The 26,192-nt window shown below is 60.1% G+C and carries 22 protein-coding genes and 1 pseudogene; 5 read left to right on the forward strand and 18 right to left on the reverse strand.

Going from position 1 to position 26,192, the window contains the following annotated elements; all coding sequences use genetic code 11:
• Positions 1-90: 90 nt before the first annotated feature.
• The 8 genes from AB5I78_RS06175 to AB5I78_RS06210 form a co-directional block, all read right to left on the reverse strand.
• The gene (locus tag AB5I78_RS06175) at positions 91-429 is read right to left on the reverse strand and encodes a GlpM family protein (RefSeq protein ID WP_145161524.1); all 339 of its coding nucleotides are present in this window, start codon (positions 427-429) and stop codon (positions 91-93) included.
• Entirely contained in the window at positions 429-1,778 is a 1,350-nt protein-coding gene (locus AB5I78_RS06180; protein ID WP_369300871.1) for a sigma-54-dependent transcriptional regulator, read from the reverse strand. The genes AB5I78_RS06175 and AB5I78_RS06180 overlap by 1 nt, the downstream gene beginning before the upstream one ends.
• The gene (locus tag AB5I78_RS06185; RefSeq protein WP_145161530.1) at positions 1,775-3,676 is read right to left on the reverse strand and encodes a sensor histidine kinase; all 1,902 of its coding nucleotides are present in this window, start codon (positions 3,674-3,676) and stop codon (positions 1,775-1,777) included. The genes AB5I78_RS06180 and AB5I78_RS06185 overlap by 4 nt, the downstream gene beginning before the upstream one ends.
• A gap of 173 nt (positions 3,677-3,849) precedes the next feature.
• Entirely contained in the window at positions 3,850-4,584 is a 735-nt protein-coding gene (locus AB5I78_RS06190) for an amino acid ABC transporter ATP-binding protein (protein ID WP_012722475.1), read from the reverse strand.
• Positions 4,581-5,252 carry an amino acid ABC transporter permease gene (locus AB5I78_RS06195; protein ID WP_106579410.1) on the reverse strand — a complete coding sequence of 224 codons (672 nt, stop codon included), beginning with the start codon at positions 5,250-5,252 and terminating at the stop codon, positions 4,581-4,583. The genes AB5I78_RS06190 and AB5I78_RS06195 overlap by 4 nt, the downstream gene beginning before the upstream one ends.
• Positions 5,252-5,998, reverse strand: a complete 747-nt coding sequence (locus tag AB5I78_RS06200) for an amino acid ABC transporter permease (RefSeq protein WP_003208731.1) — start codon at positions 5,996-5,998, stop codon at positions 5,252-5,254. Before AB5I78_RS06200 ends, AB5I78_RS06195 begins: the two co-directional genes overlap by 1 nt.
• Positions 5,999-6,192: 194 nt before the next feature.
• On the reverse strand, positions 6,193-7,119 hold the full coding sequence (locus AB5I78_RS06205; protein WP_145161533.1) for a glutamate/aspartate ABC transporter substrate-binding protein: 927 nt from the start codon (positions 7,117-7,119) through the stop codon (positions 6,193-6,195).
• An 862-nt stretch (positions 7,120-7,981) separates the two neighbouring features.
• Positions 7,982-10,303: a TonB-dependent receptor gene (locus AB5I78_RS06210; protein WP_369300870.1), complete on the reverse strand. Its 2,322-nt coding sequence runs from the start codon at positions 10,301-10,303 to the stop codon at positions 7,982-7,984.
• A 121-nt stretch (positions 10,304-10,424) separates the two neighbouring features.
• Here AB5I78_RS06210 and AB5I78_RS06215 point away from each other — a divergent pair, with 121 nt between their 5' ends.
• Entirely contained in the window at positions 10,425-11,150 is a 726-nt protein-coding gene (locus AB5I78_RS06215) for a tetratricopeptide repeat protein (protein ID WP_369300869.1), read from the forward strand.
• 48 nt (positions 11,151-11,198) lie between these two features.
• On the opposite strand, the gene glpD is transcribed toward AB5I78_RS06215, so the two are convergent.
• From glpD to AB5I78_RS06235, 4 genes and pseudogenes are all read right to left on the reverse strand, one after another.
• Positions 11,199-12,737, reverse strand: coding sequence for a glycerol-3-phosphate dehydrogenase (glpD, locus tag AB5I78_RS06220; protein ID WP_262210516.1), 1,539 nt, complete (start codon positions 12,735-12,737; stop codon positions 11,199-11,201).
• Between the two features lie 246 nt (positions 12,738-12,983).
• Positions 12,984-13,739 (reverse strand): DeoR/GlpR family transcriptional regulator, encoded by a 756-nt coding sequence (locus tag AB5I78_RS06225; RefSeq protein ID WP_010212755.1) that lies wholly within the window; start codon positions 13,737-13,739, stop codon positions 12,984-12,986.
• A 95-nt stretch (positions 13,740-13,834) separates the two neighbouring features.
• The gene (glpK, locus tag AB5I78_RS06230) at positions 13,835-15,340 is read right to left on the reverse strand and encodes a glycerol kinase GlpK (protein WP_242194415.1); all 1,506 of its coding nucleotides are present in this window, start codon (positions 15,338-15,340) and stop codon (positions 13,835-13,837) included.
• Between the two features lie 80 nt (positions 15,341-15,420).
• A pseudogene (locus AB5I78_RS06235) lies at positions 15,421-16,274 on the reverse strand (MIP/aquaporin family protein).
• 326 nt (positions 16,275-16,600) lie between these two features.
• Between AB5I78_RS06235 and ybaK the strand changes: the two are divergent.
• Positions 16,601-17,071, forward strand: a complete 471-nt coding sequence (gene ybaK, locus AB5I78_RS06240; protein ID WP_262210515.1) for a Cys-tRNA(Pro) deacylase — start codon at positions 16,601-16,603, stop codon at positions 17,069-17,071.
• 148 nt (positions 17,072-17,219) lie between these two features.
• Here the strand turns inward: ybaK and AB5I78_RS06245 are convergent, their stop codons facing one another.
• Together AB5I78_RS06245 and argF are read right to left on the reverse strand one after the other, a co-directional pair.
• Positions 17,220-18,329: an ABC transporter ATP-binding protein gene (locus tag AB5I78_RS06245; RefSeq protein WP_242194413.1), complete on the reverse strand. Its 1,110-nt coding sequence runs from the start codon at positions 18,327-18,329 to the stop codon at positions 17,220-17,222.
• Complete coding sequence (gene argF / locus AB5I78_RS06250; protein ID WP_145161561.1) at positions 18,326-19,246, reverse strand: ornithine carbamoyltransferase; 921 nt, start codon at positions 19,244-19,246, stop codon at positions 18,326-18,328. Before argF ends, AB5I78_RS06245 begins: the two co-directional genes overlap by 4 nt.
• 423 nt (positions 19,247-19,669) lie before the next feature.
• On the opposite strand from argF, the gene AB5I78_RS06255 reads away from it, so the two are divergent.
• Together AB5I78_RS06255 and grxD are read left to right on the forward strand one after the other, a co-directional pair.
• Positions 19,670-21,778, forward strand: coding sequence for a molybdopterin oxidoreductase family protein (locus AB5I78_RS06255; RefSeq protein ID WP_369300868.1), 2,109 nt, complete (start codon positions 19,670-19,672; stop codon positions 21,776-21,778).
• Between the two features lie 86 nt (positions 21,779-21,864).
• A complete protein-coding gene (grxD, locus tag AB5I78_RS06260; protein ID WP_106577269.1) occupies positions 21,865-22,203 on the forward strand; it encodes a Grx4 family monothiol glutaredoxin in 339 nt (112 codons plus the stop codon).
• A 101-nt stretch (positions 22,204-22,304) separates the two neighbouring features.
• Here grxD and bfr read toward each other — a convergent pair whose 3' ends face one another.
• Together bfr and AB5I78_RS06270 are read right to left on the reverse strand one after the other, a co-directional pair.
• Positions 22,305-22,775, reverse strand: a complete 471-nt coding sequence (gene bfr / locus AB5I78_RS06265; protein ID WP_106577268.1) for a bacterioferritin — start codon at positions 22,773-22,775, stop codon at positions 22,305-22,307.
• A 200-nt stretch (positions 22,776-22,975) separates the two neighbouring features.
• Entirely contained in the window at positions 22,976-23,194 is a 219-nt protein-coding gene (locus AB5I78_RS06270; protein WP_078047118.1) for a bacterioferritin-associated ferredoxin, read from the reverse strand.
• A 243-nt stretch (positions 23,195-23,437) separates the two neighbouring features.
• On the opposite strand from AB5I78_RS06270, the gene AB5I78_RS06275 reads away from it, so the two are divergent.
• A complete protein-coding gene (locus tag AB5I78_RS06275) occupies positions 23,438-24,040 on the forward strand; it encodes a peroxiredoxin (RefSeq protein ID WP_057724790.1) in 603 nt (200 codons plus the stop codon).
• Positions 24,041-24,380: 340 nt separating this feature from the next.
• On the opposite strand, the gene rnt is transcribed toward AB5I78_RS06275, so the two are convergent.
• The gene (rnt, locus tag AB5I78_RS06280) at positions 24,381-25,052 is read right to left on the reverse strand and encodes a ribonuclease T (RefSeq protein WP_017137041.1); all 672 of its coding nucleotides are present in this window, start codon (positions 25,050-25,052) and stop codon (positions 24,381-24,383) included.
• The gene (pyrC, locus tag AB5I78_RS06285) at positions 25,049-26,095 is read right to left on the reverse strand and encodes a dihydroorotase (RefSeq protein ID WP_369300867.1); all 1,047 of its coding nucleotides are present in this window, start codon (positions 26,093-26,095) and stop codon (positions 25,049-25,051) included. The genes rnt and pyrC overlap by 4 nt, the downstream gene beginning before the upstream one ends.
• Positions 26,096-26,192: the final 97 nt, after the last annotated feature.

Consider the following 26,192-nt stretch of genomic DNA (forward strand, 5'->3'; position numbering starts at 1 on the left):
CCTGCGATAGCGGTGTATCAGCCAACTCAGCTGGCACAGACAGACCGCTATCGCAGGCAAGCCAGCTCCCACATTTTTTACCCCGGTGTGTCAGGTATGGAGGCGAACCCACACACTCACCAACACCGTCGCCGCCATCAGCCACGCCACCGCCGCCACGGCGAGTGACGCCTCCAGGCGCAGGCGGTCGACCATCACATACAGCGTCGCCAAATACACAAAATACGGAATGATCGACCACATCCCAAACACGATGGTGGTCTTCAGGTCCTCCACCGAGCGGCCCTTGCCGACGATGTAGTGCGCAATCAACGCAAAGGTCGGAAACAGCGGCACCAGCCCCGCGATGTAATAGTTTTTGGTCTTGGCCAGCGCCGCCAGGATCAACACCACCGCCGCGCCAATGGCGGCCTTCAAGAGTAGATCCATCAGTGGCTCAACCCGTATTTCTTGACCTTGTCGAACAGGGTGGTCTTGGCCATCCCCAGTTCCAGGCTGGCCTGGGTCAGGTTGCCGCCGCTGCGCTGCAGGGCATCGTTGAGCAGGTTGCGCTCGAAGGCTTCCACCGCTTCGGTGAAGGCCAGGCCGTGGTTGCTGTTGCCGCTGCCGCTTTTCTTGAAGGCGGGCAAGCCCAGGGCAAAGCGCTCGGCGACGTTGCGCAGTTCGCGCACGTTGCCTGGCCAGTCGTGGCTCATCAGCGTCGACACGGTCTGGTTGTCCAGCTCCGGCGCGGTGCGATCAAAGCGCAAGGAGGATTGCTGCAGGAAGTGCTCGAACAACTGCAGGATGTCTTCGCGACGTTCGCGCAACGGCGGCAGTTCCAGGGTCACCACGTTGAGGCGGTAGTAAAGGTCGCTGCGAAATTGGCTGGCGCGGCTCAGCTCATCGAGGTCGGATTTGGTGGCGGCGATCACCCGGCAATCCACGGCCACGCTCTGGTTCGAACCCAGCCGTTCAAGGGTGCGTTCCTGCAGCACCCGCAGCAGTTTGATCTGCAGGTTGATCGGCATGCTTTCCACTTCATCGAGAAACAGCGTGCCTTCGTGGGCGTGCTCGATCTTGCCGATGCGCCGTTTGCCGGCGCCGGTAAAGGCGTTGGCTTCGTGGCCGAAAATCTCGCTTTCGAACAGGTTTTCCGGCAGGCCGCCGCAGTTCAAGGCAACGAACTGGTGGGCATGGCGCCGGCTGAAATCATGCAGGCAGCGCGCGACCAGTTCCTTGCCGGTGCCGGTCTCGCCTTCGATCAGCACGTTGGCCGAGGTGTCGGCGACGTTGGCGATCAGTTCGCGCAGGTTCTGCATCGCCGGCGAGCGGCCGATGATGCGGCCCTCCAGCGAGTCACGCTCGGCCAGTTGGCGGCGCAGCGACCACACTTCTCGCGCCAGCCCGCGTTGCTCCAGGGCGCGGCGCGCCACGTCGACCAGGCGTTCGGGGGAGAAGGGTTTTTCCATGAAGTCGTAGGCGCCATTGCGCATGGCCCCGACGGCCATCGAAATATCACCGTGCCCGGTAATCAGCACCACCGGCAGGCTTTTATCCAGCGCTTTGAGGCGGGTCAGCAGCTCGATGCCGTCGATGCCCGGCAGGCGAATGTCGCTGATGACGATGCCGGCAAAGTTCTCGCCAATGCGCTTGAGGGCTTCTTCAGCACTGCCCACGCCCACGCTGGGAATGTCTTCCAGCGCCAGGGCCTGTTGGCAGCCGAGCAGCACATGGGGATCGTCCTCGACGATCAGAACGGTGAGGTCGTCTTTTGCGGCTGGGGTGTCTGTATTCATGTCGACTCAGCTTTTTGAGTGCCCACCAGCGGCAGGCACAAGACAAAGGCAGTACCACCGCTGGCCGGGTGTTCCACGGCAAGGTTGCCGCCAGTGGCCGCCGCGAGGCTGGCGGAAAGGGTCAGGCCCAGGCCCAGGCCTTGTTCGCCGGGTTTGGTGGTGAAGAACGGTTCGAATAAATGCTTGCGCGTTTCGGGGTCGATGCCATGCCCGTTGTCGCGTACGTGCAGGCGGTACCTGCCCTCAAGCACGTGGCCATCCAACCACAGTTCGGGCGCAGGTTGCGCCTGCATCGCGTCCAGGGCGTTGCCGATCAGGTTGACCAGGATCTGCTCCAGGCGTGTCTGGTCGATCTGCAATTGAGCGTTGGCGAAGTCGCGGTGCACGGTCAGCGGCAGGCCGTCGAGACGAGCGCCGAGCACCTGGAACGCGGCGTCCACAGCCTTGCCAAGGTTGGCTTCGCCCTGGTCATCACCGCGCCGTGCAAACGAGCGCAGGCTGGCCGTGATGCGGCCCATGCGGTCGATCAGTTCATTGATGGTCTTGAGGTTGGCACTGGCGGTGTCGAGCGCGCCACGTTCGAGGAAGCGCACGGTATTGCCCGACAGTGTGCGCAGCGCCGCCAGCGGCTGGTTCAACTCATGGGCGATGCTGGTGGACATCTGGCCGATGGCGGCGAGTTTGCCGGCCTGCACCAGTTCGTCCTGGGCGCGGCGCAAGGTTTCTTCAGCCTGGCGCCGTTCGCGAATCTGGCCCTTGAGCCGTTCGTTGCTGGCACGCAGGTCGGCGGTGCGTTCGGCAATCCGCCGCTCCAGCTGGCTGTTGGCTTCCTGCAAGGCTTCCCGCGCGGCGAGGCGGGTGGCGATCACCTTGCGGCGTTCGTTCCAGGCGATCAGCAAAAACGCCACCAGGCCGAATGCGACAGCGACCAGAATGCCCTGATTGATCGCCGCGCGGCGCAGCTCATTGAGCGGCGTCAGCAGGGTGAAATTCCACGGCGTGTCGTTGAGCGGGCGGGTTTGCGCGAGGTAGCTGACTTCGTGCTCGTCGTTGACCACTTCGCTGTTGGCCGGGAAGGTCAGCTTTTCGGTGCCCTCATTGAGTCGCTCACGGGCCAGCGGCTCCAGCTCGTTAAGCGTCGCCCAGTAATATTGCAGGCTGTGGGCCAGGCGTTCTTTGGTGTCGTCGCTCAGCGGGCGCACGGCCTTGAGCCGGCGGGCCGGGTCGCTGGAGAGGATGATGATGCCGTTCTCGTCGCTCACGAACGCTTCGAGGCGCGCACGCTGCCAGCGCTCTTCGAGGGCTTCGAGGCGCACTTTGACCACGGCGACGCCGATGATCTTGCCGTGTTCTTCCAGGCCGTGAGCCAGGTAGTAGCCAGGCTCGCCGTTGGTGCTGCCGATGCCATAGAAGCGGCCCGGCTGGCCGCGTACGGCATTCTGGAAATAGGCGCGAAAGGACAGGTCTTCACCCTGGTAACTGTCGGCATCGCGCCAGTTACTGGTGGCCAGCACCCGGCCGGTGGTGTCCATCACGTAGATGGCCCGACTGCGACTGCGTCGGTTCAGGCCTTCGAGGTAATCATTGACCGTCTGCCGGGTTTCCTGGTTCGGGTCGGCCAGCAGCGTGGAGACGCTGGATTCGAGCTCCAGCAGACTGGGCAGGTAGGTGTATTTGCTCAGTTCGCTTTCGACGGTGCGCGCGTGCAGCTCCAACTGGCGTTCGCCGTTGTCGCTGAGGGTGCTGATGCCGTAATACTCACTGACCCAGAAGCCGATATAACCCAAGCCGATCATCAGGGCGATGATCAACGGCGGCAGGAACAGTTGGCGAATCAGACGAGGTTTCACGGCAAGTGATGGCGGTGCGGCGCGAAATTGGTTGGGGTCGCATTTCATCACAGTTGCCTTGGGTCAACCAGAGCTGTCAGCCCTGCCGCGAACCGGTTCATGTGGGAGCTGGCTTGCCTGCGACAGGATCTCCTCGGTGTCACTGATAGACCGAGGTGTCTGCATCGCAGGCAAGCCAGCTCCCACACAAAACGGTTCCCACAGAGAAAACGAAGCCGGTTTTAGTGCTGCAGGATTTTCTCAAGGAAGTGCTGCGCGCGTTCGGAGCGGGCGCTGATGTCGCCGAAGAACTCCTCCTTCGGGCAGTCTTCGATGATCTTGCCGGCGTCCATGAAGATCACGCGGTCGGCCACTTTGCGCGCAAACCCCATTTCGTGGGTGACGCACATCATGGTCATGCCTTCGTGGGCCAGTTGCACCATCACGTCGAGCACTTCGTTGACCATTTCAGGGTCCAGTGCCGAGGTCGGTTCGTCGAACAGCATGACGATCGGGTCCATGGCCAGGGCGCGGGCAATCGCCACACGTTGTTGCTGGCCGCCGGAAAGCTGGCCCGGGTGCTTGTGGGCGTGTGCCGAAAGGCCGACGCGCTCAAGCAGTTGCAGGCCCTTTTTGGTGGCTTCTTCCTTGCTGCGGCCGAGCACCTTGATCTGCGCGATGGTCAGGTTTTCGGTGATGGTCAGGTGCGGGAACAGTTCGAAGTGCTGGAACACCATGCCCACGCGCGAGCGCAGTTGCGGCAGGTTGGTCTTCGGGTCGGCGATGGAGGTGCCATCCACCACCACGTCGCCTTTCTGGAACGGTTCCAGTGCGTTGACGCACTTGATCAGGGTGGATTTACCCGAGCCGGACGGCCCGCACACCACGATCACTTCGCCTTTTTTAACCTCGGTGCTGCAATCGGTCAGCACCTGGAAGTCGCCATACCACTTGTTGATGTTCTTGATAGAGATCATACGGCAAACCTTTTTTGCAGACGCTTGACCAGCAGCGAGGCGGAAAAGCTGATGATGAAGTAGACGACACCGGCGAAGATCAGGAACTCATTGGAGCGGCCAATGATGTCGCCGTTGGAGCGGGCGGAGTTGAGGAAGTCCACCAGGCCCACGGTGTAAACCAGCGAGGTGTCCTGGAACAGGATGATCGACTGTTGCAGCAGCAACGGGGTCATCTTGCGGAACGCCTGGGGCAGGATGATCAGACGCATGGTCTGGCCATAGGTCATGCCCATCGCCTGTGCGGCGGCCATCTGGCCCTTGGGGATCGACTGCACGCCGGCCCGCACGATTTCACAGAAGTACGCGGCTTCGAACATCATGAAGGCCACGACGCAGGAGGTGAACGCACCGATCGGGGTGTCTTCGCCTGTGATCCAGCGCAACACGAACGGCACCGCCAGGTAGAACCAGGTGATCACCAACAGCAGCGGGATCGAGCGGAAGTAGTTCACGTAGGCGCCGGCCAGACGCGACAGCAGTTTGCTGGACGACAGGCGCATCAGCGCCAGCATCGTCCCCAGCGCGATACCGCCGATCACACCCATGACCATCAACTGCAAGGTCATGACCATGCCGTTCCACAGGCCGGGAATGGCGGGGATGATGCCGCTGAAATCGAAGTCCATTATTTACCCCCCACGGAGATCAGGCCGGGCACCGCGACTTTCTTCTCGACCACGCGCATCAGCAACATCAGGCTCATGTTCAGGGTGAAGTAGATCAGCGTGGCCAGGGTGAAGGCTTCAAACAGGTTGGCCGAGAACTCGGCAGTCTGTTTGGTTTGCGCCAGCAGCTCCATCAAACCGATCAAGGACGCCACGGAGGAGTTCTTGAACACGTTGAGGAATTCCGAGGTAAGCGGCGGAATGATGATGCGGTACGCCTGAGGCAGCAGCACGTTCCAGTAGATCTGCGGCAGCTTGAAGCCCATGGCGCGTGCGGCAGATTCCTGGCCGCGTGGCAGCGCCTGGATGCCGGTACGCACTTGTTCACACACACGGGCGGCGGTGAACAGGCCCAGGCACACGACGACGCTCAGGTAGGCCGAGGTAGTCGGGTTGAGGTCTTGTTTGTACCAGTCCTGCAGGTTTTGCGGCAGCAGATCGGGTATCAGGAAGTACCAGATAAACAGCTGAACCAGCAGCGGCACGTTACGAAACAGTTCCACGTAGCAGGTTGCGATGCCCGATACGATGCGGTTTGGCACGGTGCGCATGACGCCCAGAATGGACCCCAGCAACAAGGCGATAATCCATGCCACGACAGCGATGGCGATGGTCCAGCCCAAGCCGGCGATGTACCAGTCGAGATAAGTCTCGCTGCCCACGCCAGTGGACTTGAAGAACACGCCCCAGTCCCAGTTGTAATTCATTAGGGTCTCCCCTCGAGATCGATCGATGTACAAGCACCCGCTTGGGGAAGATCCTTTCCCGCCCGACGTTGAACGCCAGGCACACGCGATCGGCTCGAAAACCGCCAGGTCGAGTGTTCCAAATTAAAGCCAGCAGGTAGTAACAGACGCCTGAGGGAGGGTTGGCTCCCTCAGGAGATAAGCTTAGTCAGGTATCAGATTTTTACGTCAGGGGCTGGTTTGTCGCTTGGGTTAGCGATCAGCTCCTTAACCTTGTCGCTCATCGGGAAGTTCAGGTTCAGGCCTTTTGGAGGAATCGGGCTCTCGAACCACTTGCTGTAGATCTTGTTGATTTCGCCGGATTTGTACAGACCGACGATGGCGTCATCGACAGCCTTTTTGAAGGCTGGATCGTCTTTACGCACCATGCACGCATAGGCTTCGAAGGACTGTGGCGTACCGGTGATGACCCAATCGTCCGGCTTCTTGGCCTTGGCTTCTTCGCCTGCGAGCAGGGCGTCGTCCATCATGAAGGCGACGGCGCGGCCGCTTTCCAGCATCTGGAAGGATTCGCCGTGGTCTTTGGCGGAGATGACGTTCATGCCCATTTGCTTGTCGGCGTTCATCGCTTTGATGATGCGCTCGGACGTGGTGCCGGCGGTGGTCACGACGTTTTTGCCTTTCAGGTCGGCAAAGTCAGCGTAGGACGGCTTGCCATCCTTGTCTTTCTTGACCAGCAGGCGGGTGCCGATTTCGAACATGTTGACGGTGAAATCAACTTGTTGAGCGCGTTCGGCGTTGTTGGTGGTGGAGCCGCACTCGATATCCGCGGTGCCGTTCTGGATCAGCGGGATACGGGTTTGCGAGGTGACCAGGTTGTACTTGACCTTCAGATCGGGTTTGTTCAGGTCTTTTTTCAGGGCTTCAACGATGGCCAGTTGAATGTCGTGGGAGTAGCCCACGGGTTTGCCCGAGCCATCCGCGATGTAGGAAAACGGAATGGAGCTGTCGCGGTGAGCGAGAGTAATAGTGCCGGAGTCGTTGATTTTCTTCAGTGTGCCGGTGAGTTCGGCGGCGAAAACTGGAGTGCTGATCAGAGCAGCAGCGATAGCTGCGCCCAGGATATGGGGAACGATGCGCATCAATACTTCCTCGACATTTGTTTTTTTTATGAAGCCGGCTAAACGGCTCTCTTTTGTACAGCGAATGCCCGTGACGGCTCCTGAAGCGTCGCAGGCAATCGTCAGGGAGTGTAGAGCATGAGTCGTGCCATACCAGGGATAAAAGGTTATCTGGTTGATTTATATGGGGATTAAGTTTGCGTGACGGGAGGGGTTTGGTGGTTTGGTCCGGCAAACCGAATGGTTCGGGGTGTGGTGTTCGGAAAACCGAATGGCTGTGGTGGGGAGGGTGTATATCCATTGCTGCGGTAACGGGGGCTGGCGGTTGCGCTCTCACAGCGGGTCACTTTTGGCAAACGCAGAACACGGCGGCGTGGTAGCCGACCTGAGTGGTAGAAGCAGCACAGCAACACACTTCTGTCTGAAGCACAGAGCTCCAAATGTGGGAGCGGGCTTGCCCGCGAATGCGGTTTGTCAGTCAGCTCATGTGTCGCTGACCCACCGCCTTCGCGAGCAAGCCCGCTCCCACAAGTTGACCGAGTTCAGCCTCCACCACCGCACTGCTTGGCTTTTCTGTGGGAGCTGGCTTGCCTGCGATGCAGACAACTCGGTGTATCAGGCATAACCAGTTGATGCCATCGCAGGCAAGCCAGCTCCCACATTTGATTGATTTCAGGTTCCAGAATCAGGTCGGCTGTCAGGCCGCCGTGCTTTGCTTTTGATTTTGATCTTAGGCACACCGAGCCTAAGCGAGGTGCCGAGTGGTGGGGCAAGAGCCTTTTGGTTACTTTTGGGCTCTTTTCAAAAGTGGCCCGCCGTAAGGGCGGAACCCATATCAGCCATCACCCAAACAACGGATATACCCCCCAAAACAACCCCCCAATCAGAACGTATAGTCAGCCGAAACAACCGCCGCACGCCCATCACCCGGCACCGCCCAGCCATTGTTACGGATGCGCGTCAGGTATTCCTTGTCGAACAGGTTGTTGACGTTCAACTGCAGGTTCAGCTGTTTGTTGACCTTGTAGCCAAGCATCGCGCGCTGCACGGCGTAGCCCGGCGCAGTCGGTGCCCCGGCGGCGCTGGCCAGGTACTGCTTGGATTGCGCCGTGATGCCGTAGCCCACCTGAAAGTCGTAGGGCAGGTCGTACACCGTCCAAAGACTGGCCGCATGTTTGGGCGTGAACGGCAGCGGTTCGCCTTTCTGCGCGTCGAAACCGGTGGTGGCCAGGGTGAAGTCGCTGACGCTGCGCAATACGCGGGTATCCAGGTAGGTGTAGTTGGCGAAGACCTTCCACTTGTCCGTGATCGCACCGCTCAGGCCGAGCGCCACGCCGTCTGCACGTGCTTTCCCGTCGAGCGACTGCGTGCCGCTCAGGTTAGTCGGGTCGGGATCGGCGACTTTATAGTTGGTGCGGTCATTGCGAAAGATCGCGCCGGTGACCGACAAGGCATTGTCGAGGAAGTCCCATTTGGTGCCGATCTCATAGCTGACGGCGGTTTCCGGGGCGACGTTGCAGTTGTTGGTGGGCGCGCTGGACGTTTTGGCCGGGGTGAAGCAGCCACCATTGACGCTGGCTTGCGACGGCGTCTTGCTGTTGCCATAGGCGATATAGAAACTGCCGTTTTCCACCGGTTTGTACACCAGTGCCAGGCGATAGGACGTCAGGTCGTCCGCTTGGCCGTAGCGAACGCCGGGCGTTTCCACGCCGGTGCTGGAGTAGGCATTGGTGACCGAGCTGCCGGCGTTGTGCTCGTAACGCAAACCGCCGTTGATTTCCCATTGCGGGTTGAGTTTGAGCGTGTCGAAGGCGTAGGCGGCGCGGTTGTTCAGCGCACCGTCGACGTGGGCCGCACGGGTGAAGTTGACGGGGCCGGTCCAGTCCGAGTTGGGGTCGCTGAAGCTGACCGGCGGCGGAACGATCGTGCTGCCGTTGCTGTTGGTCAGCCATTTGCCGGTATCCGCCTCGTATTCCTCGCGGCTGATGGCGATGCCGGTCACCAGTGTGTGGTCGATGAAGCCCGTGCTGAAGTGACTGGTTACGTCAGTCTGGTTGGTGAACATTTTGTTCTGAGTGTTGCGCTCGTTGCCCAGCGAACCGCCGCTTGGCTGGAAATAGCCAGGCTTGAGGCCGGCGGCGCAGGGCGCGCCCGTTATCTGGGTGCCGCTGGCCAGGCAGCCGGCCTGGGCACCTTCGGGGCCGGAGGCGCGCAAGTCCTGGCGCACGCGCTCGACGCGGGTGAAGTTGCGGACTGACACGGCGTCGTTGAAGTCGTGTTCGAGCTTCAGGCTGAACGCGTCCGAGGTGATCTGCTGGTCATTGATGTTGTGATAACCGTAATAGTCGCTCCAGCCCACACCCGGCATCGGTTTGCCGTTGTAGATGGGGATGCCGTACTGCGGCGTGTTGTCATCTTTCTGGTGTTCATAACTGACGGTAACGCGCGTCGGCGTGCCCAGGCCAAAGGCGATGGAGGGCGCAATGCCCCAGCGCGAGTAATCTTCATAATCGCGGCCCGGCACATCGTTACCATGCGCCATCAGGTTGAGCCGGAACGCCGTGGTGTCGTTGAGTTGCTGATTGGTGTCCAGCGTGGTGCGCTTGTAGTTATCGGTGCCGATGCCGGCGCTGATCGTGGTTTTGTCGCGTAATTCCGGCTGCTTGGACACCAGGTTGATGGTGCCGCCGACTGCGCCGGAACCTGAATACACCGAACTTGCGCCGCTGACGACTTCGACCTGTTCCAGGTTGAACGGGTCGGTGCGGCTGTATTGCGCGCTGTCGCGCACGCCGTCGACGTAGATGTCGCCGCTGGCCGAGAAGCCGCGCAGGTTGATGCTGTCGCCGTAACCGCTGCCGCCTTCGCCGGCGCCGAAGGTAATGCCCGGCACGGTGCTGAGCACGTCGCGCAGGGTCAGCAGGTTTTGATCATGAATGACTTCCTTGGGCACCACGGTAATCGTCTGCGGTGTATCACGCAGCGCCTCGGTGTACTTGGGGGAGGAAGGCGCTACGGGGTTGTAAGCGCTCTGGCTTGGGGCCTGACCTTCGATACTGGTCGCGCCGAGCTCAATTACACCTGTGCCGTCATCTGCAGTCTGCGCTGCATAGCTGAATCCTCCTTGCGCAGCCACTGCCAAGCCCACCGCCGACGCGAGCAAATGCCGCGATGAATGAGGGGCAGAAGTGATCCCGGTAGCCATTGAATAGTCTCGTATTGTTGGAATTGAGAGGTGATCGTAATTGATAAACGATCTCAAATGTAATACTTTGTAACAGGATGATTCATGAAATTTTTGTCAGTTTGAGAGAGTGCAGACGAGCATGCAGAGCACGCAGCCAGGCAATGAATCGGGTGAGATCGGTGATAACCCGCGCGCGTATGCGCGTTGGGTGATGCAGGCTGCGCAACTGGGTGATGCCGATGCGCAGGCGACCTTGGGTCAGTTGTTGCTGGATGGTCGGGGCATACAAAAGGACGAAGCGTTGGCGCTGAGCTGGTTTCGCATCGGCGCACGTCAGGGCCACCCGATGGCGATCAACATGATCGGGCGCTGCCTGGAAAATGGCTGGGGCTGCGAAATCGACCTGCCGGACGCCGCCGTGCATTACCGCAAAGCTGGCGACCTTGGGCTGGATTGGGGGCTGTATAACTACGGCCAGTTGCTGACGCGCGGTCGCGGTGTCGAGCGCGACCTTGTCGCAGCGTATGAGTTGTTCGGGCAGGCGGCCGCTAAAGGGCACGCCAAATCGATGAACCTGCTGGGGCGGTTCCACCATGAGGGCGTCGTGGTGCCCAGGGATGTGCAACTGGCGCGGCAGTGGTATCAGCGCTCAGCCGAGGCGGGAGATTTTCGCGGGCAATACAACCACGCTGCCGAGCTGGCCGAAACCGGCGATGAGCGCCAGGCCTGCCTGTGGCTGGAGCGCGCGCTGGCAACGGCAACACCGGGTTTTTTGCAGGCGGCTTATCCGGTGTTGCTGGGCTCCACTCTCGGCGGGATTCGTGACATGGGCCTGCGGTATCAGCGCCAGGCGCTGCAGGCATAAAAAAAGCCCCTGGACCTTTCGGCGCAGGGGCTTTTCACAACGGACTGATCAGGCCGCTTCGATCTTCGCGCGGTTCTGCTCGACCTTGGACAGGTAACGCTGCACGTTGGCCTGTTCCTCTGGGGTGGTGAACAGCCCGAGCTTGGTGCGGCGCCACAGCACGTCCTGCGCTTGCGTGGCCCATTCCTCGGCGCACAGGTAATCGACTTCGCGGGTGTACAGGCCGCCACCCAGGTGATCGCCCAGGTCAGCCAGCGACTGCACACCTTCGAGCAAGCGCCAGGTGCGGCTGCCATAAGTGGTGGACCAACGACGCGCGATCTCGGCCGGCACCCAGTTGAACTTGGCGCGAATGGCCTCGGCCAGCGCTTCTGGCGTGGTCATGTTCTCGCCACCCGGCAGGCTGGCCGTGGCCGTCCAGCTCGGACGCATCTGTGTGAAGAACGGCGCCAGCTGCGCCATCGCCGACTCGGCGAGTTTGCGGTAGGTGGTCAGCTTGCCGCCGAACACCGACAGGATTGGCGCCTCGCCAGTGCCGCCAGACAGCGACAAGGTGTAATCGCGGGTAATGGCCGACGGGTTATCCGACTCGTCGTTGCACAGCGGGCGCACGCCGGAGTAGGTGTGGACGATGTCGTCGCGGCTCAACTGCTTCTTGAAGTGGGCATTCACCACCTTAAGCATGTAGTCGGTTTCACCCTCGGTAATCGCTACTTTCGCCGGGTCGCCGGTGTATTCGCGGTCGGTGGTGCCGATGATGGTCAGGTGGTTGAGGTACGGAATGGTGAAGACAATGCGCTGGTCCTCGTTCTGCAGAATGTGCGCGTGGGCGCCTTCGTACAGTTTCGGCACGATCAGGTGACTGCCCTGGATCAAGCGGATGCCGTAAGGCGAATCCAGCTTCAGGTCTTCCTTGATGAACTTGGCGACCCATGGGCCGGCGGCGTTCACGAGGGCGCGGGCACGGATCGAGAACAGGCTGCCATCGGCGCGTTCCATGTTCATTTCCCACATGCCGTTGTTGCGGTGCGCGCTGATGCAACGGGTCTGGGTGTGGATATGCGCGCCTTTTTCGCGGGCGGCCATGGCGTTCAACACCACCAGGCGGGCGTCATCGACCCAGCAGTCGGAGTATTCGAAGCCTTTGGTGATTTCGCTTTTCAGCGGGCTGTCAGGGCCGAACTTGAGGCTCTTGGAACCGGCGAGTTTTTCACGCTTGCCCAAGTGGTCATACAGGAACAGGCCAGCACGGATCATCCACGCCGGGCGCAGGTGCGGGCGGTGCGGCAACACGAAACGCATTTGCTTGACGATATGCGGGGCCTTGGCCAGCAGCACTTCGCGTTCGGCCAGTGCTTCGCGCACCAGGCGGAATTCGTAATGTTCGAGATAACGCAGGCCACCGTGGATCAGCTTGCTGCTGGCCGATGACGTGTGGCTGGCCAAGTCGTCTTTTTCGCAAAGGAATACCGACAAACCGCGACCGGCTGCGTCTGCTGCGATGCCGACGCCATTGATCCCGCCACCAATTACGGCAACGTCATAGACTTCGGCAAGCGGTGGAGCAGGCAAGGTGGAAGGGTTCATCGGCTAGCCTCGCGATCTTTTCGTCTTGGAATTCGAACATTAATGTTCATTTGCGAAAATGGTAGCTGATAAACGCGCGCACAGCCAGCCGACTTCGATTGAAAAAACTCATCGAAGGGCTGGAAAAGGAAAATTTGTAAACATGAGGGTGTTAGATAGATCGCCTTCGGGGGCACGCCTCCTCCCACAGGTTGATCGCATTCCAATGTGGGAGGGGGCTTGCCCCCGATGGCGCCGGTAACGGCGCTAAACGACTTCCAGCCGAACCTTGTGCTGGTTCAACAACTGCACCAACGCTGGCACCGGCTGTTGATCGGTCACCAAACAGTCCACCAGGCTGATCGGCCCCAAACGAATCATGGCATTGCGCCCGAACTTGCTGGAGTCGGCGGCCAAAATCACCTGGCGTGCATTGGCAATGATCGCCTGGGAAACCCGCACTTCCTGATAATCAAAGTCGAGCAAGCTGCCGTCTTCATCGATGCCGCTGATGCCTACCAGTGCAAAGTCGACCTTGAACTGGTTGATGAAATCGACGCTCGCCTGACCGACCACGCCGCCGTCACGGCGCACATTGCCGCCGGTCAACAACACATCGAAGTCGTCCTTGGCACTGAGCATGGTGGCGACGTTGAGGTTGTTGGTGATGATTTTCAGGTGATTGTGATTGAGCAGCGCACGCGCGATCGATTCGGTGGTGGTGCCGATATTGATGAACAGCGAGGCATGATCAGGAATTTGTGCGGCAATGGCTTCGCCGATGCGTTGTTTCTCATCGCGCATCTGGTCGGCACGCATGGCGTACGCGGTGTTCTCGACACTGGAGTCATAGGCCGCGCCGCCGTGGTAGCGGCGCAGCAGATTGGCGTCCGCCAGTTGGTTGATATCGCGGCGGATGGTTTGCGGGGTGACAACGAATAGCTGCGCCATCTCCTCGATACTGACATAGCCGCGTTCGCGGACCAGTTCGAGGATTTGTTGCTGGCGGGGAGGCAGATTCATGGGGCGTCCTTTGGGCTGCCATACAAAAGTGGCCCATGATGACGCAGCACGCCGCTCCCCGCCAGTTACAACCCTATGTGGGTCCGGCGCTTGGCTTATTCAGCGCCTTCGTGCGGTTCCCAATCGCGGGTACGGCTCACCGCTTTCTGCCAGCCGGCGTAGAGTTTCTCTTTGGCGGCTTCGTCCAGCGTGGGTTCGAACTCGCGCTCGATCACGGCCTTGCCGCGCAACTCATCCAGGCTGCCCCAGAAACCACAGGCCAGGCCGGCCAGGTAAGCGGCGCCGAGGGCGGTGGTCTCGCGCATTTGCGGGCGCTCGACCCGAGTGCCGAGAATGTCGGCCTGGAACTGCATCAGGAAGTTGTTGGCGACTGCGCCGCCGTCCACACGCAGGGCTTTGAGGCGTTCGCCGGAGTCCTGTTGCATGGCGTCCAATACGTCGCGGGTCTGGTAGGCAATCGACTCCAGGGCTGCACGAATAATGTGATCAACCCGTACGCCACGGGTCAGGCCGAACAGCGCGCCACGCGCATACGGGTCCCAGTACGGAGCGCCCAGGCCGGTGAAGGCCGGGACCAGGTACACGCCGTTGCTGTCTTTGACCTTGCCGGCGAAGTATTCGGTGTCGGTAGCATCGGCGATGATTTTCAGCTCGTCACGCAGCCACTGTACGGTGGAACCGCCGTTGAATACCGCGCCCTCCAGGGCGTAGGCCACTTCGCCGCGGGGGCCGCAGGCGATGGTGGTGAGCATGCCGTGCTGGGATTTGACGGCCTTGTCGCCGGTGTTCATCAGCAGGAAGCAGCCGGTGCCGTAGGTGTTCTTGGCCTGACCCGCTTCTACGCACATTTGGCCGAACAGGGCCGCTTGCTGGTCACCGGCGATGCCGCCGATGGCGATGCCGCTTTTGGTGCGGCCGTAGATTTCCGAAGACGATTTGACTTCCGGCAGCATTTCGCGCGGCACGTCGAGAATCTCCAGCATCTTCGCATCCCACTCCAGGGTGTGGATGTTGAAGAGCATGGTGCGCGAGGCGTTGGTGTAATCGGTAACGTGGGTTTTGCCGCCGGTAAATTTCCAGATCAGCCAGCTGTCGATGGTGCCGAACAGCAGCTCGCCATTGCGCGCACGCTCACGGCTGCCTTCGACGTTGTCGAGGATCCACTTGAGCTTGGTACCGGAGAAGTACGGGTCGGTGACCAGGCCGGTGGTGTCGTTGATGTATTGCTCGTGGCCATCACGCTTGAGCTGCTGGCAGATCTCGGTGCTGCGCCGGCATTGCCAGACGATCGCGTTGTAGATCGGGCGGCCGGTGATCTTGTCCCAGACCACGGTGGTTTCACGCTGGTTGGTGATACCGATGGCAGCGACCTGGTCATGGTGCAGGCCGGCTTGTGCCAGGGCCTCGACCATCACCGCGCTTTGGGTGGCGAAAATTTCCATCGGGTCATGTTCGACCCAGCCGGCTTGCGGGTAATGCTGAGTGAATTCGCGCTGGGCGGTGCAGACCACGTTGGCGTCACGGTCAAAGATGATCGCCCGTGAACTGGTGGTGCCCTGATCAAGGGCAATGATGTAGTTCTTATTCTGAATGTCGGTCATGTCGATTGCCTTGGACGGAAAATAAGAGAGTAAGGAATCAGCCTGGGCCGCAAAGGGGCAGTGGGACCAGGCTGGCGCTATCAGGAAATACGCGTCTTGCCGTTGACAGCCGTGTCAGGTGTTTCATCTATAGCAGGTGCGGCGCTCGGCAGATGGCGGGCAATCAGCCCGCGATAGGCCGCAGCACCGAGGCAGGCGCCGACAATCGGCGCGAAAATCGGAACCAGGAAGTAAGGGATATCGCGGCCCCGGTAAAGGCGATTTCACCCCAGCCGGCGAAAAAGGTCATCAGCTTGGGCCCGAAATCCCGCGCCGGGTTCATCGCAAAGCCGGTCAGTGGGCCCATGGCACTGCCAATCACGGCGATCAGCAGACCGATCAGCAGCGGGGCCAACGGGCCGCGTGGCAGGCCGTTGTTGTCGTCGGTAAGGGCCATGATCACGCCCATCAGGATGGCGGTGATGACCATTTCCACCAGAAATGCCTGGGCTGTGCTCAGCAGGGCATGCGGGTAGGTGGAGAACACCGACGCCAGCTCCAGGCTGGCCTGGGAGCCGCGAACCATGTGGTGGGTTTGTTCGTAATCGAAAAAGAGATTGCTGTACAGCGTGTACACCAGCGCGGCGGAGCAAAAGGCGCCGGCGACCTGGGCGAGGATATAGAAGGGCAGTTTGCGCTTTTCGAAATCGGCAAAAATGCACAGGGCGATACTCACCGCCGGATTGAGGTGAGCCCCGGAAATACCGGCGCTCAGGTAGATCGCCATGCTGACGCCGACCCCCCAGATGATACTGATTTCCCACAACCCAAAGCTGGCACCCGCGACCTTGAGCGCAGCGACACATCCTGTACCGAAGAAGATCAGAAGCGCAGTCCCCAGGAATTCGGCCATGCATTGGCTCGAAAGTGAAGGCTGTTGAAGAGCAGTTGTCATGGCAAACCTCGATTGTTGTTCTTGTTTGGCGCGCGGCCTCAACGGGCTGTTGCGCGATTTTCACCGTGGCGAGGATCCCCATCCAGGCCATGGCTTGTTGCTGGAGTACCGCAGGTGCTATTCCTACAGTATTCGGAAACGAAAAAATATAGACAAGAATGACGGCTGTCAAAGGTCGAAAGTGAACCATCGGTCATTTTCGAACTATTGGTCTGATGAATGATCACGCTTGCGTCTACCAGACGCCTCGCGGGAGTGGCGCACTAGAGCGTTTTGCTCAGGCTTGGCCTAGAATTGGCCCTCTGTTTTCCACGCCCGGAGTAGCCATGACCCCCGCACTGGACCTGTTGAAAAAAGTTCGTGCCGAACATCATATCCACAGTTACGAACATGATCCCAAGGCAGCCTCCTATGGGCTGGAGGCTGCGGAAAAGTTGGGGCTCGACCCCGCGCAGGTGTTCAAGACCTTGCTGGCCAGCAGTGAGAAAGGGGAATTGTTGGTGGCGGTAGTGCCGGTCGTCGGAAGTCTGGATTTAAAGGCGCTTGCCCATGCGGCTGGGGTGAAAAAGGTCGAAATGGCCGACCCTGCAGCGGCGCAACGCTCCACCGGTTACCTGTTGGGCGGCATCAGCCCGTTGGGACAGAAAAAGCGTTTGCGCACATTTATCGACGTGACGGCGCAGCCGTTCGCAACGATTTTTGTCAGTGCCGGGAGGCGGGGATTGGAAGTTGAACTGCCGGCGACGGTGTTGGCTGAGCATACCCAGGCCGCATTTGCGCCGATTGGCCGGGCCTGAATTTCACTGTTGAAGATCATGACGCCACTGTGGGCGTCGGGCTTGCCCGCGATGCAAGCGCCTCGGTCTTTCAGTCAGACCGAGGTGATGCTGTCGCAGGCAAGCCAGCTCCCACAGAAGCCAGCTTCTACATGTTGAGTCGGTTTCGTCAGTTAACGGGGCTGTAACGCCTTACCCCGGACTCGGACTGCGCAACCTGCGCCGCAACGCTGCCTGACGCCTGGAACAACACCAGATGTTCAGCCGCCACACGAATTCCTACATCCGCACCCACTTGATGGTCCGCATGGCTAGGGAAAATCGACTCCAACTGTGCACCGGTCGGCAATTGCAGGCGGTACAAGGTCGAGGCGCCGAGGAACGTCTTGCCGACAATCCGCGCTTTCAACGCGCTGTCCGGTGCATAAACGATGTCATCCGGGCGCAGCAATACATCCACCGCGCCGCCCGTGGGCCATGTGTAAGCACGGTTACCGCGCAGGTCGCCGAGTTCGGTGCTGACCGATTCCGGCGAGCTCAACTGGCCACGGATGAAATAACCCTGGCCGATAAAGCTCGCGACATAGGGCGTCTGCGGTTCGTGATAGAGGTTGTAGGGCGTGTCCCACTGCTCAAGGCGGCCTTCTTTGAACACGCCGACCTGATCGCTCACGGCGAAGGCTTCTTCCTGATCATGGGTGACCAGAATCGCACTGGTGCCGCGCGTCTTGAGAATGTCGCGCACCTCGTGGCTGAGCTTGCGCCGCAGTTCGCCGTCGAGGTTGGAGAACGGCTCATCGAGCAGCAACAGTTGCGGCTCCGGCGCCAGGGCGCGGGCGAGGGCGACGCGTTGTTGCTGACCGCCGGAAAGCTCGTGGGGAAAACGCTTGCCCAAGTTCTTCAGGTTGACCAGTTCGAGCAACTCAGCAACCACGCGATCTTTTTGTGGGTGCTTGCGAATGCCGAAGGCGATGTTGTCGGCCACGCTCAAGTGCGGGAACAGTGCGTAGTCCTGGAACACCATGCCGATCCGGCGTTTCTCCGGCGCGAGGGTGAAGCCGGCACTGGAGATCACGTCGCCGGCCAGGCTGATTTCACCTTCGTGCACCGGTTCAAACCCGGCAATCGCGCGCAAGGTCGTGGTTTTGCCGCAACCGGATGAGCCGAGCAGGCAGCCGATGTCGCCGGCGTTGAGGTGCAGGTTGAGGTTCTGCACCACGCGTTGGTCTTGATAGCCGCATGCCAGATTGCGCAGGTTCAGCAGTAATGGCTGGCTCATGCGTGGTGGTACGACGGCGGGACGAGAAATTCAAGCAACGCTTTCTGGGCGTGCAAGCGGTTTTCGGCCTGGTCCCACGCGACCGAACGCTCATCGTCGAGCAGGTCAAGGCTGATTTCTTCGCCACGGTGGGCGGGCAGGCAGTGCATGAACAGCACGTCCGGTGCGGCCAGGTCGAGCAGGGCGCGGGTCACTTGGTACGGTGCGAACAGGGCCAGGCGCTTGGCGGTTTCTTCTTCCTGCCCCATGGAGGTCCACACGTCGGTGCTCACCAGGTGCGCGCCGATCACCGCGTCACGCGGGTCGCGCACGACGGTGACACGGTCGCCGGCTTGAGCCAGGAAACGTGCATCAGGCTCGTAGCCTTCCGGGCAGGCAACACGCAGTTGGAAGTCGAACTGGATCGCCGCTTCTATATAGCTGTTGCACATGTTGTTGCCGTCGCCGATCCAGGCCACGGTCTTGCCCTGGATCGAACCGCGGTGCTCAAGGAAGGTTTGCATGTCGGCCAGCAACTGGCAGGGGTGCAGGTCATCGGACAGGCCGTTGATCACCGGCACCCGGGAGTTGGCGGAAAATTCGGTCACGGTGCTGTGCGCGAAGGTACGGATCATCACCGCATCGAGCATGCGCGACATTACGCGGGCAGCGTCGGCAATCGGCTCGCCGCGGCCCAGTTGGGTATCGCGCGAAGACAGAAAGATGGCTTGGCCACCCAGCTGGATCATGCCGGCTTCGAACGACACGCGGGTGCGGGTCGACGACTTCTCGAAAATCATCCCGAGCACACGGTTTTTCAAAGGCTCGAACAGTACGCCGCGGTTACGCAGGTCTTTAAGCTCAATGCCTCGACGGATCACGCTGACCAGCTCTTCGGGCGTGCAATCCATCAGGGAGAGAAAGTGCCTTGCGCTCATCATTAACTACCTTTTTGCAACAGACCGCAGATACTCAAAGCCTTGTTTATTGTGACAACGGGCGAGACCTGCGGCGAAAGCCGCACGGGGCGACGAAATGGGGGAAGGCGCGATCTTATAATTAAATGTCGCGTCTTACCAATAGGGCTACGGTTTTTAAGGGTGTTCAAGAAGGGCGCTGAAGCGCTTTTGAAGACTGATTCCTGACAGCAGCGGGCCATTTGTACACTGGCGCTGAGACCTTTTGCAATGCGTGGGGGCGGGCTCAGGCCAGGCTGCGTCGGTTTCGGTGGCTCTTCGCAAGGTTTTGAAACATTTGCTCATGGTCTGGCCTGATGCCTGTCGATTCACGGGGCGAACCTTACTGGTGCGCGCTCAGGTGAGGGGCCATAGTTGGGCCAAAGCCCAATAAAGAGACTGGCCATGACCAAGACTCTCCACCACCGTGCCTGCCATCTGTGTGAAGCCATCTGCGGCCTGACCCTGGAAACCACCCAGGCCGACGACGGCAGCCTGGCGATTACCTCGATCAAGGGTGACCCGCTGGACACCTTCAGCCGTGGGCACATCTGCCCCAAGGCCGTGGCGTTGCAGGACATCCAGAACGACCCGGACCGCCTGCGCCAGCCCATGTTACGTGTGGGCAGCGAATGGCGGCCGATCCCATGGGACGAGGCGTTCACGCTGGTCGCTGAGCGCCTGGCGGGCATCCAGGCCCGGCACGGGCAGAATGCAGTGGCGGTGTATCAGGGCAACCCCAGCGTGCACAACTATGGGTTGATGACCCACAGCAACTACTTCCTTGGGCAGCTCAAGACGCGCAATCGGTTTTCCGCGACCTCGGTGGACCAGCTGCCACATCACCTCACCAGTCATCTCATGTACGGCCACGGCCTGCTGCTGCCGATTCCGGATATCGATCACACCGATTTCATGCTGATCCTGGGCGGCAACCCGCTGGCGTCCAACGGCAGCATCATGACCGTGCCTGACGTAGAGAAGCGCCTCAAGGCCATTCAGGCGCGGGGCGGCAGTGTGGTGGTGGTTGATCCACGCCGCAGCGAGACGGCGGCGATCGCCGATCAGCATCTGTTCGTGCGCCCTGGTGGCGATGCGGCGCTGTTGTTCGGCTTGCTCAACACCTTGTTTACCGAGAACCTGACGCGTGAAAGCCACTTGCCGGTCGAAGGCCTTGAAGACGTGCGCCGCGCGATTGCCGGGTTCACCGCTGAAGCCATGAGCCGCCAATGCGCAGTGCCTGCCGAACAGATCCGCCAGCTGGCGCGGGACTTTGCCGCAGCGGACAAGGCGGTGTGTTACGGGCGCATGGGCGTGTCCACCCAGGCCTTCGGTACGCTGTGCCATTGGCTGGTGCAATTGATCAATCTGGTGACCGGCAATCTGGACCGTGTCGGCGGCGCCTTGTGCACCTCGCCGGCCGTGGACCTGGTGGCGTCAACCGGTGGCGGGCATTTCAATCGCTGGCAGAGTCGCGTGTCCGGACGCCCGGAATATGGCGGTGAGTTGCCGGTGTCCGCCTTGGCAGAAGAAATGCTCACCGAAGGCGAAGGCCAGATCCGCGCCTTGGTGACCGTGGCCGGCAACCCGGTGTTGTCGACGCCAAACGGTCGCCAGTTGGAGCAGGCGCTGGACGGGCTTGAGTTTATGGTCAGCATCGACCTCTATATCAACGAGACCACGCGATACGCCGACCTGATCCTGCCGTCCACGTCGGCGCTGGAAAACGATCACTACGACACCACCTTCAACATGTTCGCCGTGCGCAACGTCACTCGGTTCAACCGCGCGATCCTGCCCAAGCCCGCAGGCGCGCTGCACGACTGGGAAATCTTTGTCGGCCTGGCCAAGGCCTTTGCGGCGCAGACAGGCGTGGCGCTCAAACCGACCATGGCGCCGGCGCAGATGATTGACTTTGGTTTGCGTGCCGGGGCTTACGGTGACGCCTCTGATCACAAACTATCGGTGTCGATGCTGGCGGACCATCCGCACGGCGTGGATCTGGGGCCGCTCAAGCCCAATCTCGCCACGCGCTTGAAGACTGCCAACGGCCAGGTGCAGGCGGCGCCGGCGGTGATCCTTGCTGATTTGGTGCGGTTCGCGGCGCACCCTGTGCCGGTGGTGGACGAACTCCTGCTGATTGGCCGTCGTCACGTGCGCAGCAATAACTCGTGGATGCATAACTATCACCGTCTGGTGAAGGGCAAGCCTCGGCACCAGTTGCATATGCACCCTGATGACTTGGCCAGTCGGCAATTGCGCGATGGTCAGCGGGTGCGCGTCAGTTCGCGCATCGGCATGATCGAAGTGGAGGTGGTGGCCAGCCTGGACATGATGCCCGGCGTGGTCAGCCTGCCTCATGGCTGGGGGCATGGACGCCCAGGCGTGCAGATGAGCATCGCCAGCGGGCAGCCGGGGGCGAGTGCGAATGACCTCACCGACGAGCGGCAGTTGGACGAGTTATCCGGCAACGCCGCGCTCAACGGTGTGCCGGTGCAGGTAGCGGCTGCCTGAGGCGCCCGACCACCGGGCTGGAATTTTGCGTTACAATGCGCCACCGTGCCGACCTGTGAGTCGCAAAGTTCCAGCCGAGGTGTTCCATGGATATCATCGAAACGATCAAAGAGCAGATTGCCAACAACACCATTCTGCTTTACATGAAGGGCGCGCCAAACGCTCCTCAGTGCGGTTTCTCCGCGAAGGCTTCCCAGGCCATCATGCAGTGCGGCGAGAAATTCGCCTACGTGGATATCCTGCAAAACCCTGAAATCCGCGCCAACCTGCCGAAGTACGCCAACTGGCCAACGTTCCCACAACTGTGGGTAGCCGGTGAGCTGGTCGGCGGCAGCGACATCATCACTGAGATGGCTGCGGATGGTTCTCTGCAAGCGCTGATCAAAGAAGCAGCGGCAAACGCCGCCGCCAAGACCGACGCGTAATCCTGCAGACGCCGGCGAGCCGGCGTCTGCAATGCGTCAGTCAATAAAAAGCCCCGCTTCTCGAAAGAGAGCGGGGCTTTTTATGGCCTGTTGGCTACGGGTTATTCACCCATCTGCGATTGCAGGTAGTTTTCCAGACTGACTTTGTCGATCAGGCCCAGCTGGGTTTCCAGCCAGTCGATGTGTTCTTCCTGGTCTTCCAGAATGTCTTCGAGCAGTTCACGGCTGCCGAAATCGCCCTTGGTTTCGCAGTGTGCAATGGCGGCCTTGAGGTCGCTGTGGCTTTTCTGTTCGAACTTCAGGTCGCTGATGATCATTTCCTGGGTGTGCTCGCCGATGTTCAGCTTGCCCAGGTCCTGCACGTTCGGCAGGCCTTCCAGGAACAGGATGCGCTTGATCAGCGCGTCCGCGTCTTTCATGGCCTTGATGGATTCTTTGTATTCACGCTTGCCGAGCTTTTCCAGGCCCCAATCGTCATACATGCGTGCATGCAGAAAGTACTGATTGATCGCGACCAGTTCATTGGCAAGGATTTTATTGAGTTGCTGGATGACTGAGATGTCGCCTTTCATGACTGGGGTCCTGCCCTGTAATAGCTGTATATAAGGCGGAGTTTGAGCGGCGAAATCCCTAGTGTCAAACCTAAGTTATTGAATAATAAATGAAAATTAATCGGAATAAGAATGTTTGTGTTCCGCGTCTTGACGCTAACTAATTGAATTACGGGCATAAAAAAACCGGACACTAAGTCCGGTTCTTCAAAACACGCTATTTAAGCGTGTGTAAATTCTGCTGAGTAGGGCAGCGCCGACTGAGCGGTTTGCAGCTGCGTCAGGGTTTCCCGTACCACTTGCTTGGCGAGGCAAGCACATTTACCGCACTGGCTGGCAACGCCGGTGGTTTCGCGTACTTCCTTGTAGCTGCAGCAACCTTCGTAGATTGCTTCGCGGATTTGTCCGTCGGTGACGCCAGTGCAGAGGCAGACATACATAAGGGAGAACCATCGCGGGTTTAAGGCTTAAGTGCGATGGATCTTAATGTTAACGAGAATGATTGTCAAAGTAGATTCGTAGGGTATTGCCCTGGCCTGGCCGCCCACTGACGAACGGTTTTTTCAGTGTATGATGGTCGGTCTTCACGAAGCGTGACTGCGTCACAGGGCTGTCGCTTATCTGCGCCAGACTTGGGCCGGTCCTTTTACTTCAATCGTCACCCCTGCATCAGGAGATAACCAATGAGCGTACTCGTCGGCAAACAAGCCCCGGATTTCGACGTACCTGCCGTCCTCGGCAATGGCGAAATCGTAGACAGCTTCAAACTGTCTGAAGCCATCAAAGGCAAATACGGCCTGGTGTTCTTCTACCCGCTGGACTTCACCTTCGTCTGCCCGTCGGAGCTGATCGCTCTGGACCACCGCATGGACGATTTCAAGGCGCGCAACGTTGAAGTGGTAGCCGTTTCCATCGACTCCCATTTCACTCACAACGCCTGGCGCAACACCGCCATCAATGATGGCGGCATCGGCAAAGTCAAATACACCATGGCTGCCGACATGAAGCACGACATCGCCAAGGCCTACGACGTTGAATCCGAAGGCGGCGTGGCTTTCCGTGGCGCGTTCCTGATCGACGACAAGGGCGTTGTGCGCTCGCAGATCATCAACGACCTGCCGCTGGGCCGTAACATGGAAGAGCTGATCCGTCTGGTCGACGCGCTGCAATTCCACGAAGAGCACGGCGAAGTTTGCCCTGCCAACTGGAAAAAAGGCGACAAAGGCATGACCGCTTCCACCGAAGGTGTTGCGGCTTACCTGACCGAGAACGCCGGCAAGCTGTAAGCCACGTTCGAAGCAAAAAAACCGGCCTGAGAAGGCCGGTTTTTTTATGCGCGGGAAATGACCCTGTGGCCACTGGTGTTCAGTGGCTGGAGGGCTGTTGTGGCGAGTGGGTATGTTGTGGTGAGTGAGTATGTTGTAGCGAGCAGGCTTGTGGTGGCGAGCGGGCTTGCCCCGCGTTGGGCTGCGCAGCGGCCCCAATTAGACCACCGCGATTCATCTGGCGAACCGCGTTGCCTGGTTCTGGGGCCGCTGCGCAGCCCAACGCGGGGCGAGCCCGCTCGCCACAGTAAGCCGGCTCGCCACGACGAGCCAGCTCGCCACAACAGCGCTCGGGCAAACCTCAGTCGTTGAAGTCTTCCCAGCCGCCCATCTGCTTCCAGCGGTTGACGATGCCGCAGAACAACTCGGCCGTCTTCTCGGTGTCGTAGCGAGCCGAGTGAGCCTCACGACCGTCAAAGTCGATGCCGGCTGCCTGACAGGCTTTCGCCAGTACAGTCTGGCCATACGCCAGGCCCGCGAGGGTAGCAGTGTCGAAGCTGGAGAACGGGTGAAACGGGTTGCGCTTCATGTCCAACCGCGTCACGGCGGCATTCAGGAAGCCCAAGTCGAAGCTGCTGTTATGGCCGACCAGGATCGCGCGTTTGCAGCCATTGGCCTTCAACGCCTTGCGCACACCACGGAAGATATCGGTCAGCGCCGCTTCTTCACTCACCGCCATGCGCAGCGGGTGGTCGAGCTTGATCCCGGTGAACTCCAAAGCGGCTGCTTCAATGTTCGCGCCTTCGAACGGCTCGACACGAAAGAAGTGGGTGTGCTCCGGAAACACGAAACCCTGCTCGTCCATGCCGATGGTGGTCGCGGCAATTTCCAGCAAGGCGTCGGTGGCGCAGTTGAAGCCGCCGGTTTCAACATCGATGACCACTGGCAGATAGCCGCGAAACCGCTCGGCCATCGGGTGACGGGAACCGCCACCACTGTGCTCGTGTTCGTCATCGTAATGGTCTTCACTCACTTGCTTTCCTCCAGCAGGCGCCAGCGCAGTGTTTCACCGGCGCGCAGCGGGATAACAGTCAGCTCGCCAAACGGCAGGCTGGCAGGGGCGGTCCAGTCTTCACGAACCAGGGTAATGCGGTCGGTATTCGCCGGCAGGCCGTAGAAACGCGGGCCATTGAGGCTGGCGAAGCCTTCAAGCTTGTCCAGGGCATTGCGCTGTTCGAACGCTTCGGCGTACAGCTCGATCGCCGCATACGCGGTGTAGCAACCGGCACAGCCACACGCGGCTTCTTTGGCGTGTTGGGCATGCGGCGCGGAGTCGGTGCCGAGGAAGAACTTCGGGCTGCCGCTGGTGGCGGCGTCCAGCAAGGCCACTTGGTGAGTGTTGCGCTTGAGGATCGGCAGGCAATAGAAGTGCGGCCGAATCCCGCCCACCAGCATGTGGTTGCGGTTGTAGAGCAGGTGATGCGCGGTGATGGTCGCACCGACATTGGCCGAAGCCTCGGTCACAAACTGCACGGCGTCGGCGGTGGTGATGTGTTCAAACACCACTTTCAGCGTCGGGAACAGTTCGACCACACGGCGCATATGCTCGTTGATGAAGATCTTCTCGCGATCAAACACGTCGACATCGCCACGGGTGACTTCACCGTGAATCAGCAGCGGCATACCGACTTCAGCCATGGCTTCGATGGCCGGCAGGATCTTGTCGATACTGGTCACGCCGGAGTCGGAGTTGGTGGTTGCGCCGGCTGGGTACAGCTTGGCGGCGTGCACGAAACCAGTCGCTTTGGCGGCGCGAATTTCGTCAGGCTGGGTGCGATCAGTGAGGTAGAGCACCATCAGCGGTTCGAAGCGGCTGCCGGCCGGCCGTGCAGCGAGGATGCGCTGGCGATAGGCGTCGGCTTCAGCGGCATTACGCACCGGAGGTACCAGGTTAGGCATGATGATGGCGCGGCCAAACGTGCGCGCTACATCGGCCACAGTTTGGGGTAACGCAGCACCATCGCGAAGATGAATATGCCAGTCGTCGGGACGCAGCAGGGTCAGGCGGTCGGACATTGGGGATTCCAGGCGGGTCAATCTGGTGGGAATGCTACCGGAAAAGACTCTTGCAGGCACTCGCTATCAAGTTTTGCAGGACGCTACCGATATCCCT

The organism is Pseudomonas sp. N2-3-1-14 (assembly GCF_041228395.1).
In the GTDB taxonomy this organism is placed as follows: domain Bacteria; phylum Pseudomonadota; class Gammaproteobacteria; order Pseudomonadales; family Pseudomonadaceae; genus Aquipseudomonas.